Origin of the sequence: Stenotrophomonas capsici (assembly GCF_034961085.1) — a bacterium.
Taxonomy (GTDB): domain Bacteria; phylum Pseudomonadota; class Gammaproteobacteria; order Xanthomonadales; family Xanthomonadaceae; genus Stenotrophomonas; species Stenotrophomonas capsici.
This window is the reverse complement of sequence record NZ_JAYFUH010000249.1, coordinates 401,131-412,823: the sequence shown is the minus strand read 5'-3', so window position 1 is coordinate 412,823 and position 11,693 is coordinate 401,131. Positions and strand designations below refer to the sequence as shown.

The window sequence follows — 11,693 nt, the reverse complement described above, 5'->3', positions numbered from 1 at the left end:
TCAGGATTTGGAATTCATTGCAGCTCACGCAGGCGCGTTTCCAGCGTTGCCCGCGACAGTTCGCCCATGTGCACGTCGCGCAGGCGGCCATCGGCGCCAAAGAACAGGGTCGTCGGCAATGCGCGTGCACCGGTCTGCTGCATCACCGCCGAGTCCGCGTCGAGCAGTACGTTCTCCAGCCCGAGCTGGCCCGACTGCAGGAAGTCGATGACCTCCTCCGCTGTTTCGCCCTGGTTGGCGAACACGAAATCGACCGATGCGTGTGCCTTCTGCGCGGCAGCCAGCACCGGCATCTCGCGCCGGCACGGGCCGCACCAGGTCGCCCACAGGTTGATCACCACCGGCTTTCCGGCGAAGGCCGTGAGCGGCGCCGGTTGCCCCTGCAGGTCCTGCAGCACCGTTTCGGGCAAGGGAATGGAAGCACGCTGCAACGCGAACAGGCTCATGCCACCAATGGCCCAGAACGCCGCACCCGCGGCCAACCCCAGCAGCACCGGCTTGCGTGGCACCACCGCACGCGTCTTCCACAACGCATACGCGGCAGCCACCAGCACGCCGGCCCAGATCGACCAGCCGCCATCGCCGAGGCGGATGATCGACAGTGGCTGGGACAGATAGTCCGGCGCATGCAGGAGCACGTGCACCAGGCGCGCGCCCAGCAGTGCCAGCAGCAGCGCATCGAGCACGACCGCGCCGGTGCGGGTACGCAGGCCGTCGCCGGCCGGGACCAATGCACGCGCGAAAAACCACGCAATGGCAAACGCCACCAGCGCGATCACTGCCATCATCGGGAACGGCCCGGCGCTGATCACAGCGCACTCCGCATATCAGGAAAAGCCATGCAAACAGATTGGACGGCAGTTGGAGACTTCCGCACACTACTTCCTAAAGTTACCGTTGAATTTGCCGATACAGGGCACCTGCCTGCCGGCGGTTGCCTATCCTACGCATGAAACCTGCATCTCCCCACTCCTGCGATCCCGAGGCTTGCCCGCTGGTTGCTGGCTGGCAACAAAGCCTGGCCACCGCAGGCCCCGCCGCCCATGCACTGCTGGCCGCGATCGCCAGCGACCACGCCCCGGCATTGGCGGCCCATTTCTACAAGGTCATGCTGAACGACAGCCGTGCATCACGCTCGATGTCGCACGACCAGGTGCGGGTGCGATTGCAGCCGGCCATGCAGCGCTGGCTGACCGGACTGCTGGGCGCAACGCCCGACGACGTCGAGCAGTTGCTGGCCGCGCAACGCGTGATCGGCGACGTGCATGCACGCGTGGGCATCCCGGTGGACCTGGTCACGCGTGGCACGCGCGTACTGAAGCAACGCATCTTCAGCCTGATCGTGGAGCAGGCCGGGCACGGCGAAACCGCGCACGCGGCAATCGCCAGCCTGACCGCATCCTTCGACATCGCGCTGGAAGGCATGACCCTGGCCTACTCCAACGCCCGCGAGCGTTCCTCGCGCACGGATGCCGCCTACCGGCTGTTCTCGCTGGTGCAGAACGTCAGCACCGAGCGCGAGCGCCAGCGTGCACTGCTGCTGGACTGGGAGAACACCCTGCTCTATGCCCTGGCAAGCACGGGCCGGATGCCCGGCTTCCAGTCATTGGCGAGTTCGGAGTTCGGCCTGTGGTTCACCCACAAGGGCATTCCCAGCTTTGGCGAGAGCACCGAGACCAACCAGGTCCTCCACCTGATCGCGGAAGTGGACCAGCTGCTGGAGCACACGCTCTCCAGCCACGAGGACGCCACCCTGCGCGCCGCGCAGCTGCAGGACGTACGCATGAAGGTGGGCCAGGTGCGCAACCTGCTCGGCATGCTGTTCGAGCGCATCGGCGAACTGGATGCCGGCTGCGATGCGCTGACCAACCTGCTCAACCGCCGCTTCCTGCCCACCGTGCTGCGCAGGGAGATCGAACTGGCCGAGAAATCGGCAGGCAGCTTCGCCGTGCTGCTGCTGGACCTGGACCACTTCAAGCACATCAACGACGCGCACGGCCACGAATCCGGCGACCGCGCGCTGCAGCATGTAGCCGGCATCCTGACCCAGTTCACCCGCGGCAGCGACTACGTGTTCCGCTACGGCGGCGAGGAGTTCGTCGTGGTGCTGGTCGCGGTCGACCAGCGCCAGGCGCTGGTGATCGCCGAAGGGCTGTGCCGTCGCATCGCCGATTCACCGGTGGCCCTGGCCGACGGGCAGTTGCTGGACGTCAGCTCCAGCATCGGCGTGGCGATGTACGACGGCCACCCCGACTACGAGCGGGTGATGGCGCGCGCCGACGCGGCGATGTACCAGGCCAAGAAGCAGGGCCGCAACCGCGTCGTACTCGGCGATGAAGGACTGCCGACCGCCCCGGGCCGGGCCGCGTTGCAGCGCGGCTGAGGCCGACCATCGGCACATGCCTGGCGTCATGGCGGCGGCATATGCTCGGAGTCGATGCCGCCCACCTCCGTCACCCGCTCCCTGCCGATGTCCCTGCTCCGCGCCGTCACCCTGCTGCTGTGCCTGTTCCCGATGATCGCGGCAGCCGCCGAACCGGTGGCGCCTGCCGAACACGTCGATGCCGACGGGCCCTATGTGTTCCGCAACGGAAAGCGGCTGCAGGCGCGCTGGATCTGCGATGACCAGGTGGTCTCGCGCACGCTGCGGCAGCGCCTGCGCGGCGCGCGGCTGCCACCGCGCTGCGGCTATCCCCATCCCCTGCGCCTGGCCGCACCGGTTGCATCGGCGGCTGCCGTACTGCCCGCGGTGCCGCGCATCGTGGCGGTCTCCGACATCCATGGCCAGTACGATCTGCTGGTCCGCCTGCTGCGCGCACACCATGTGATCGACGCACGGGATCGCTGGTCGCTGGGCCGCGACACCCTGGTGGTGGCCGGCGATGTGTTCGACCGGGGCCCGCAGGTGACCGAAGCCTTCTGGCTGCTCTACAGCCTGCAGCAGCAGGCCGCCGACGCCGGTGGCGCGGTGCATTTCGTCCTTGGCAACCACGAAACGATGGTGCTCTACGACGACCTGCGCTACGTCAACCCCAAGTACCTGCGCAGTGCGCAGCGGTTGGGGCGCAGCTACCCGGACCTGTACGGTGCCGACTCGGTGATCGGGCAATGGCTGCGCACCCGCCCGGTGTTGCTGCGCATCGGCGACACGCTGTTCCTGCACGGCGGCATTGCACCGGAAGCGGTGCAGATGGCACTGGCGCCGGAATCGACCAACGCGGCCTACCGCGCGTCGCTGGGCAGGCCCAAGGCCGAGGTGAAGGCGGACCCGGCCACTGCACCGCTGTACGACGGCAAGACCAGCCCGATCTGGTACCGCGGCTACTTCGATGGCCGCCTGGATGCCGATGGGGTGCAACAGGTGCTCGACCAGCTCGATCTGCGCCGCATCGTGGTCGGTCACACCTCGATGCCGCATGTCAGCCAGTTCCACGATGGGCGCGTGATCGCCATCGACAGCAGCATCAAGGACGGCCAAAGCGGGGAACTGCTGTTCATCGAGAACGACCAGCTCAGCCGCGGGCTGCTGGATGGCAGCCGTGTGCCGCTGGCCGAAGGCACCCTCGACGCGGACGACTGACGCCCAGCCCACGCCGAAGTGTTGCAATCCGCAACACCGGCGGGCCACGCCCGGCCGGTTTCCGGTGCTGCGCACGCTCACGGATTCTCACCCGCACGGAAGCCGGTCACGCCTTGCCCGCATCACGAGGGGCGTGTGCGGCTGCCCATCGCCGGATTTCGACTTTTTTCGGTTTGTTTCACATTCCTGTTATGAAATCTGGGCCAACGTGACCGAGGGGGAACGTCGCCGGACATCGGGAACTGCCAGGCGACCACACTGAGAACAGAAGCCGCGCACGGGCCAGCGCCTGTCGCGACGTGGTGTTTTGCATAGCTTGGGACAGGCGATGAAACCACGAAAACTTGCGATGCTGCCGTTGCTCCTGGCCCCGGGAGCCGCTCTCGCCCAGGACTCCGTCGGTGCCCTGAGGCAGGAGATCACCCAGGTGCAGGCACGCCTGCAAGCGCTGACCGCGCGCCTGGACGCGCTGGAACGCGAACAGGGCAAGGATCCACCGCCATACACGCCAACAAGCCCGTCGCCCGCGCAAGCACCTGATACGCAGGCGACGGCGCCTCTGGCGCAGGCTGAAACCGCAGCGTCCCCCACCCATGGCGCGGCCGCCGCACCGTCCATCCTGCCGCCACGCGACTCGGTCGCCGACCCGTCCACGGCGGCATCGCGCCCGGACAACGCGCCCTCGCCCACCGATCCGGAACTGAAGGGCTTCTTCGCCATCCCCGGCACCGAGACCCTGATCCGCCTGGGCGGCTACGCCAAGCTCGATGCCATCGCCGACAGCCGCGCGGCCGGTGACAACCAGCAGTTCGTCACCTCGTCCATCCCGGTCGGCGGCCCGCATCGCGATGTCTCGCATTTCGACATGCATGCCAAGCAGACGCGCTTCAGCTTCGAGGCGCGCCGCCCAACCACCCACGGCAACCTGCGCTTCTACCTGGAGAACGACTTCTTCGGCAGCAGCGACAGCTATGAATTCCGCCTGCGCCATGCCTACGGGCAGCTGGGCAACACCTACGCCGGCTACGGCTATTCCACGTTCATGGATGCCGACTCGCTGCCGGACACCCTGGATTTCGCCGGACCCGGTGCGGCCGGCTACCTGTTGGTGGCCGGCATCCACCACAGCTTCGCGCTGGGCAAGGGCAACACCCTGACTCTCGCTGCCGAAGACCCCGATTCACAGCTGGCCAACCCCGGCGACGCCGACATCAGCACCGAGCGGCTACCCGACATCAGCCTGGTCGCACGCATGGAGCGCGACTGGGGCCACCTGCAGCTTGGCGCGGTCGCGCGCAGCCTCGGCTATGACGGCGACGGGCGCAGCGACCGTACCTTCGGCGGTGGCCTGCAGTTGAGCGGCTCGTTTGCCATCGCCGAACGCGACCTGCTGTTGTTCGGCGTGGTCGGCGGCAAGGGCATCAGCCGCTACACCGCCGACCTCACCGGCTCGGGGCTGGATGCGGCGATCAACGCCAACGGCCAGCTCAAGGCGCTGCCGCTGTATGGCGGCTTCTTCGGCTACACCCACTACTGGTCGGACATGTGGCGCTCGAACCTGATCTACGGCCAACTGCATCTGGACGACGCCGACGCGCTGGCCCGCGATGCCTTCCGCCGCAGCCAGTACGGCGCGCTCAACCTGATCTGGAGCCCTGCCCCATCGTGGACGATGGGCATGGAGGTGCTTTACGGCCAGCAGCGCCTGCAGGACGGCCGCAGCGCGGACACCCTGCGCGTGCAGGGCAGCCTGCAGTACAGCTTCATCAAGTAGCCAGCCCGCACGCCGGCAGCAGCGCGACCGGCCGCCAGCTATCGAGAACGTCCACCGCCTTTCCCTGTAATCACACCGGCAACCCGGTGAAAGGAGACACCCATGGCAGGTCAGAAGAAAATCGGCGTGGTCGGTGCAACCTTCCTGGTCGCCGGCAACATGATGGGCTCGGGCGTGTTCCTGCTGCCCTCCAGCCTGGCCAAGATCGGCACCGCCTCGATCTGGGGCTGGCTGATCACCACCGCCGGCGCACTGCTGCTGGCGTTCGTGTTCGCCAAGCTCGGCAAGCTCGCCCCGCAGGCCGGTGGCCCCTATGCCTACGCACGTGACTGGTTCGGCCCGTACATGGGCTTCCAGACCAACACCATCTACTGGTTCGCCAACTGGATCGGCAACGTGGCCATCCCGATCGCGGCGGTGGGCTACTTCAGCTACTTCTTCCCGATCCTGTCCCAACCGCTGCCGCGCTGCATCGCGGTGCTGCTGCTGGTGTGGGCGCTGAGCTTCGCCAACGTGATCGGCCCGACCTTCGTCAGCCGCGTGCAGACGGTGACCACCAGCTTCGCGCTGGTGCCGATCCTGGGCATCGCGATCTTCGGCTGGTTCTTCTTTGACCCGACCATCTTCAAGGGCGCCTACAACGTCTCCGGCGAGTCCAACTTCGGCGCGGTGTCCAGCGCCGCGGCGCTGACGCTGTGGGCCTTCATCGGCGTGGAATCGGCCTCGGTCACCGCCGGCGTGGTCGAGAACCCGGAGAAGAACGTCGCCCGTGCCACGCTGGCCGGGGTATTCCTCGCGGCGATCGCCTACATCGCCAGCTCCTCGGTGATCATGGGCATGGTGCCGAACGCGGACCTGCAGGTCTCCGACGCGCCGTTCGCCCTGGCCGCGGCCAATGCGGTCGGTGGCTGGGGCGGTGCGCTGGTCAGCCTGTGCGCCTTCATCGGTGCGGCCGGCTCGCTCGGCGGCTGGATCCTGCTGACCGCGCAAAGCGCCAAGGCGGCCTCGGACGACGGGCTGTTCCCCAGCATCTTCAGCAAGATCAACAAGGACGAAGTGCCGGTCAAGGGCGTGCTGATCGTGGCGGTGCTGATGACCCTGGCGGTGCTGATCACCTCCACCTCGGAAACCGCGTCGGCGCAGTTCGACGTCATCACATCCGCGGCGGTGGTGCTGACCCTGCTGCCCTACATCTACTCCTGCGTGGCCTGCTACTTCGTGGTGGAGCGCTCGCACACGCTGGTGCATACCGGCGCGTTCTGGGTGCTGACCAGCATCACGGTGGTGTATTGCCTGTGGGCCATCTTCGGCTCGTCCGGCACGATCGTGCAGTACGCGTTCCTGTTCGTGCTGTTCATCACCGTCTTCTATCCCTTCTTCAGCGAAGAACGCCGCAAGCAACGGCTTGCCCGCTTCTCGCCCGCCGGCACGCCGCGTGCCGCTTCGAACTGAATCCCCCGCTCGGTAGAAAAGGAAACCACCATGTACTTCAAGTCCCTGGACTATCCCATCGTCATCATCGACGCGGACTACGAGTCGCCGCGCATCAACGGTATCCTGATCCGCGCCCTGGCCGACGAGCTGCGCCACAACGACCAGCGCGTGCTGTGCGGCCTGACCCTGGATGACGCGCGCGCCGGCGCACGCACCTACGTGGCCGCCTCGGCGGTGCTGATCTCCATCGACGGCACCGAGGAGAACGACGACCAGTTCCAGCAGTTGCTCGCCTTCCTGCGCGAGCAGAGCAAGCGCCGCGCCGACCTGCCGGTGTTCCTGTACGGCGACCGCCGCACCATCGAGAAGGTGCCGAGCAAGCTGCTCAAGTACGTGCACGGCTACATCTTCCTGTTCGAGGACACCAAGAGCTTCATCGCCCGCCAGGTGATGCGCGCGGCCGAAGACTACATGGCCACGCTGCTGCCGCCGTTCTTCAAGGCGCTGATCCACCACGCCGCGGAGTCCAACTATTCCTGGCATACCCCCGGCCACGCCGGTGGCGTGGCGTTCACCAAGTCGCCGGTGGGCCGTGCGCTGCACCAGTTCTACGGCGAGAACACGCTGCGCAGCGACCTGTCGATCTCGGTACCGGAACTCGGCTCCCTGCTCGACCACACCGGCCCGATCCGCGACGCCGAAGCCGAGGCCGCGCGCAACTTCGGCGCCGACCACACCTTCTTCGTCACCAACGGCACCTCCACCGCCAACAAGATCGTGTGGCACGGCACCGTGGCGCGCGGCGACATCGTGTTCGTGGACCGCAACTGCCACAAGTCGCTGCTGCACTCGCTGATCATGACCGGCGGCATCCCGGTGTACTTCACCCCCAGCCGCAACGCGCACGGCATCATCGGCCCGATCAGCCTGGACCAATTCTCCGGCGAGGCGCTGCAGCGGATGATCCAGGCCAATCCGCTGGCCAGCAAGGCGGCCAAGCCGGGGGCCAAACCCCGCATCGCGGTGGTCACCAACTCCACCTATGACGGGCTTTGCTACAACGCCGAGAAGATCGCCGACAACCTCGGCACCGCGGTGGACTTCCTGCACTTCGACGAAGCCTGGTACGGCTACGCCGCGTTCCACCCGTTCTACGAGAACCACTACGGCATGGCCAAGGGCAAGCCGCGCGAACAGGACGCGATCATCTTCACCACCCAGTCCACGCACAAGCTGCTGGCCGCGTTCTCGCAGGCCTCGATGATCCACGTGCGCAATGCCGCCACCCGCGAGCTGGATGCCGAGCGGTTCAACGAATCGTTCATGATGCACACCTCCACCAGCCCGCACTACGGCATCATCGCCTCCTGCGATGTCGCCTCGAAGATGATGGAGGGCGAGGCCGGCCGGTCGCTGGTGCAGGAGATGCACGACGAGGCGGTGGCGTTCCGGCGGGCGATGCTGCATGTCAGCGAGGACCTGGGCCGGGACGAATGGTGGTTCAAGGTCTGGCAGCCCGATGGCGTGGAGCGCACGCTGGCGCGCGAGGACAGCAGCAAGCCGATGGTCACCTCGCGACCGGACTGGTACCTGCGCCCGGATGCACGCTGGCACGGCTTCGACAACCTGGCCGATGACTACGTGCTGATCGACCCGGTCAAGGTCACCCTGCTCACGCCGGGCCTGTCGATGGACGGGGAAATGGGCAAGCTGGGCATCCCGGCCGCGGTGCTGAGCAAGTTCCTGTGGACCCGCGGCATCACCGTGGAGAAGACCAACCTGTACTCGGTGCTGTTCCTGTTCTCGATGGGCATCACCAAGGGCAAGTGGAGCACGCTGGTCACCGAGCTGATGGCGTTCAAGGACCTCTACGACGCCAACGCCCCCTTGAGCCAATCGCTGCCCAGCCTGATCCAGGACCACCCGGCCGCCTACGCCAACTGGGGCCTGCGCGACCTGTGCGAGGCGCTGCACGCCTTCAACCGGGAGTTCCGCGTGGCCGAGGTCATGCGCGAGATGTACGTGGACCTGCCCGAACCGGTGATGACGCCGGCCGAGGCCTACAACCACCTGGTGCGCGGCGAGATCGAGCGCGTGGACATCGACCAGATCAGCGGCCGGGTGGCCGGCACGATGCTGGTACCGTATCCGCCGGGCATCCCGACCATCATGCCGGGCGAGCGTTTCGGCGCGCAGGATGAACCGATCATCCAGTCGCTGCGCATCGCCCGCGAGCAGAACGCCCGCTTCCCGGGCTTCGAGTCGGACGTGCATGGGTTGATCATCGACGACAGCGGCGCGCAGCCCAGCTACAAGGTGGAAGTCCTGAAGCTGTAACCGCCGAAGCGGCGCGGGGGATATGGCAAACGCCCTCACCCCAACCCCTCTCCCGCCTGCGGGAGAGGGGCTCTGGCACGGCAGACGCGCGTTCCTACTTCGGTGGGTTGCAAGGCGTGGCAGCGCTGCTTCGGCCGGCAGGTACGGCGATGGCGGCGATGCCCGGGCCGCTCCCTTCTCCCGCCCTGGCGGGAGAAGGTGCCCGCCAGGGCGGATGAGGGTGCTTTGTGCTTTCCCTTCAGCCCGGCCGCACCCTGCCGCCGGCCGGAGAAGCAGCTACGATGCGGGCGACACCCGCCGCCCGCGCGATGACGGGAACCAACGGATGCACCACGGCACGCCTTGATGACCAGCACCGGCCAGGAACAACGCGTACTGCAACTGTCGATCGCGGCGACCGTCCTGGTCGCGGCGATCGGTTTCTTCGGGGGCCTGCTGGCACGGTCGCAGGCGATCCTGTTCGATGGCATCTACAGCCTGGTCGATGTCGCGCTGACCCTGGTCGCGCTGGCGGTACTGCGGTTGATGGCCAACGAACAGAGCCCGCGCTTCCAGTACGGGTTCTGGCACCTGGAACCGATGGTCGAGGCATTGGGCGGCGCAATCCTGAGCCTGGCCTGCATCTACGCGCTGGCCAATGCCGTCATCGGCTTCAGCGATGGCGGGCACGAGACACGGCTCGGCCCCGGCCTGGCCTGGGCGGCATTGCTGGCGGTGGTCGACCTGGTCATGGCGGTCTGGATCGGCCGCCATGCCCGTCGCCTGCAATCCGGTTTGCTGGCCCTGGATGCGCGTGCGTGGCTGCTGACCGGGCTGATGAGCCTGGCGGTGGTGCTGTCCTTCCTCATCGCCTTTGCCCTGCGCGGTGGCGCACACGCGCATTGGATCCCCTACATCGACCCGCTGGTGCTGGCCGCGATCAGCGTGGTGGCATTGCCGGTGCCGCTGCGCGCGGCATGGAAGGCCGCCCGCGAGGTGCTGCAGGTGGCCCCGGACGACCTGGACCGACGGGTGCGCGAGGTCATGCAGCAGTTCGTCGCCGAGCATGGCTTCGACGGCTTCACCAGCCACGTCGCCAAGATCGGCCGCATGCAGTTCATCGAGATCCACGTGCTGACCCGGCCGGACGCCCGGCTTGGCAGCATCGGCGACGTCGACCGCCTGCGCGACGGCATCGCCAACCGCCTGGATGCCCGCTCGGGCCGGTTCTGGCTGACCATCGACTTCACCTCCGACCCGGCCTGGACATGAGCACCTCCGCCCCGCGCAAGATGGGCCTGACCATGGCCACCATGCTGGTCGCCGGCAACATGATCGGCACCGGCGTGTTCCTGCTGCCAGCCAACCTGGCCACGGTCGGCAGCATTTCCTCCTTCGGCTGGATGATCGCCACCGCCGGGGCGATCGCGCTGGGCCTGGTGTTTGCCCGCCTGTCGCAGCTCAACCCGCAGTCGGGCGGACCCTATGCCTATGCGCGTGACACGTTCGGCAACTACATCGGCTTCGTCAGCAACTACGCGTACTGGTTCGGCAACTGGATCGGCAACGTCGCCATCGCGCTGGTGGTCACTGGCTACCTGAGCCAGCTGTGGCCCTGGCTGGAAGGCATCTACCCGCGGCTGGGCTTCACCCTGGCGGTGATCTGGCTGCTGAGCCTGGCCAACGCACGCGGCGCCCGCTGGATCGGCGCGCTGGAGACCGGCACCCTGCTGCTGGCGTTGGTCCCGATCCTGGGCATCGCCATCGCCGGCTGGTGGTGGTTCGACCCGGACCTGTTCCGCGCCGGCTGGAACGTCAGCGGCATGAGCGACAGTGCCGCGATCTCGCGCAGCGCGTCGATCGCGCTGTGGGCATTCATGGGCGTGGAGAGCGCGGCGGTCTCGGCCGACGTCATCGACGACCCGCGCCGCAACATCCCGCTGGCCACCCTGTTCGGGTTGGCCTTGGCAGCGGTGGTCTACGTCAGCTGCTCGCTGGTGATCATGGGCATGCTGCCGATGGAACAGCTGCGCGACTCCTCGGCGCCGTTCGCCGAGGTGGCCAGGCTGATGATCGGCCCCTGGGGCGTGGTGGTGATCGCGCTATGCGCCATCTTCAAGTCCGTGGGCGCGCTGGGCGGCTGGATGCTGCTGGTCGGGCAGTCGGCCAAGGCGGCCGCCGAGGATGGCCTGTTCCCGCGCGTGTTCTGCCGGCTCAACCGGCATGGCATGCCCGGCACCGGCCTGATGATCGTGGCGGTGCTGATGAGCGGGCTGCTGCTGGTCACCTCTTCGCCCACCCTGGCCCGCCAGTTCGACCAGCTCACCAACATCGCGGTGCTGCTGACCATCATCCCCTACCTGTTCTCGGCCGGCGCGCTGGTCGCGACCACGCTGGAGCGCAACGAGCAAGGCGCGCTGCGCGCCGGCTGCCTGCTCATCGCCGCCACCGCCGTGGCCTATTGCCTGTATGCGCTGGTTGGCGCCGACGCTCAGTTGCTGGCCTACGCCACCGTCGCCCTGCTGTTCAGCGCGGCGTTGTACCCGTTCTTCCGCCAGCACATGCACACGCAGGGTAACCGGGACTGAC

8 protein-coding genes are annotated in these 11,693 nt (G+C 67.3%); 7 read left to right on the top strand and 1 reads right to left on the bottom strand.

Annotation, left to right across the window (positions count from 1 at the left end; translation table 11 throughout):
* Positions 1–14: 14 nt before the first annotated feature.
* Entirely contained in the window at positions 15–812 is a 798-nt protein-coding gene (locus VA603_RS14985; RefSeq protein WP_323439322.1) for a TlpA disulfide reductase family protein, read from the bottom strand.
* Between the two features lie 137 nt (positions 813–949).
* Between VA603_RS14985 and VA603_RS14980 the strand changes: the two genes are divergently transcribed.
* The 7 genes from VA603_RS14980 (at position 950) to VA603_RS14950 (ending at position 11,692) form a co-directional block, all read left to right on the top strand.
* A complete protein-coding gene (locus VA603_RS14980) occupies positions 950–2,383 on the top strand; it encodes a GGDEF domain-containing protein (protein ID WP_323439321.1) in 1,434 nt (477 codons plus the stop codon).
* A gap of 87 nt (positions 2,384–2,470) precedes the next feature.
* On the top strand, positions 2,471–3,580 hold the full coding sequence (locus VA603_RS14975) for a metallophosphoesterase (protein WP_425603720.1): 1,110 nt from the start codon (positions 2,471–2,473) through the stop codon (positions 3,578–3,580).
* A 349-nt stretch (positions 3,581–3,929) separates the two neighbouring features.
* A complete protein-coding gene (locus VA603_RS14970; RefSeq protein ID WP_323439320.1) occupies positions 3,930–5,354 on the top strand; it encodes a DcaP family trimeric outer membrane transporter in 1,425 nt (474 codons plus the stop codon).
* 102 nt (positions 5,355–5,456) lie between these two features.
* On the top strand, positions 5,457–6,806 hold the full coding sequence (gene adiC, locus VA603_RS14965; RefSeq protein WP_323439319.1) for an arginine/agmatine antiporter: 1,350 nt from the start codon (positions 5,457–5,459) through the stop codon (positions 6,804–6,806).
* A 30-nt stretch (positions 6,807–6,836) separates the two neighbouring features.
* Positions 6,837–9,125 (top strand): Orn/Lys/Arg family decarboxylase, encoded by a 2,289-nt coding sequence (locus VA603_RS14960; protein WP_323439318.1) that lies wholly within the window; start codon positions 6,837–6,839, stop codon positions 9,123–9,125.
* A 345-nt stretch (positions 9,126–9,470) separates the two neighbouring features.
* On the top strand, positions 9,471–10,376 hold the full coding sequence (locus tag VA603_RS14955; protein WP_132865200.1) for a cation diffusion facilitator family transporter: 906 nt from the start codon (positions 9,471–9,473) through the stop codon (positions 10,374–10,376).
* Positions 10,373–11,692 carry an amino acid permease gene (locus tag VA603_RS14950; RefSeq protein ID WP_323439317.1) on the top strand — a complete coding sequence of 440 codons (1,320 nt, stop codon included), beginning with the start codon at positions 10,373–10,375 and terminating at the stop codon, positions 11,690–11,692. Before VA603_RS14955 ends, VA603_RS14950 begins: the two co-directional genes overlap by 4 nt.
* Position 11,693 lies beyond the last annotated feature (1 nt).

What these genes read in the sequence shown, in the direction of transcription:
- VA603_RS14980 (WP_323439321.1), top strand. Translation starts at nt 950, where the DNA reads ATGAAACCTGCATCTCCCCACTCCTGCGATCCCGAGGCTTGCCCGCTG.
- VA603_RS14975 (WP_425603720.1), top strand. Translation starts at nt 2,471, where the DNA reads ATGTCCCTGCTCCGCGCCGTCACCCTGCTGCTGTGCCTGTTCCCGATG.
- VA603_RS14970 (WP_323439320.1), top strand. Translation starts at nt 3,930, where the DNA reads ATGCTGCCGTTGCTCCTGGCCCCGGGAGCCGCTCTCGCCCAGGACTCC.
- adiC (WP_323439319.1), top strand. Translation starts at nt 5,457, where the DNA reads ATGGCAGGTCAGAAGAAAATCGGCGTGGTCGGTGCAACCTTCCTGGTC.
- VA603_RS14960 (WP_323439318.1), top strand. Translation starts at nt 6,837, where the DNA reads ATGTACTTCAAGTCCCTGGACTATCCCATCGTCATCATCGACGCGGAC.
- VA603_RS14955 (WP_132865200.1), top strand. Translation starts at nt 9,471, where the DNA reads ATGACCAGCACCGGCCAGGAACAACGCGTACTGCAACTGTCGATCGCG.
- VA603_RS14950 (WP_323439317.1), top strand. Translation starts at nt 10,373, where the DNA reads ATGAGCACCTCCGCCCCGCGCAAGATGGGCCTGACCATGGCCACCATG.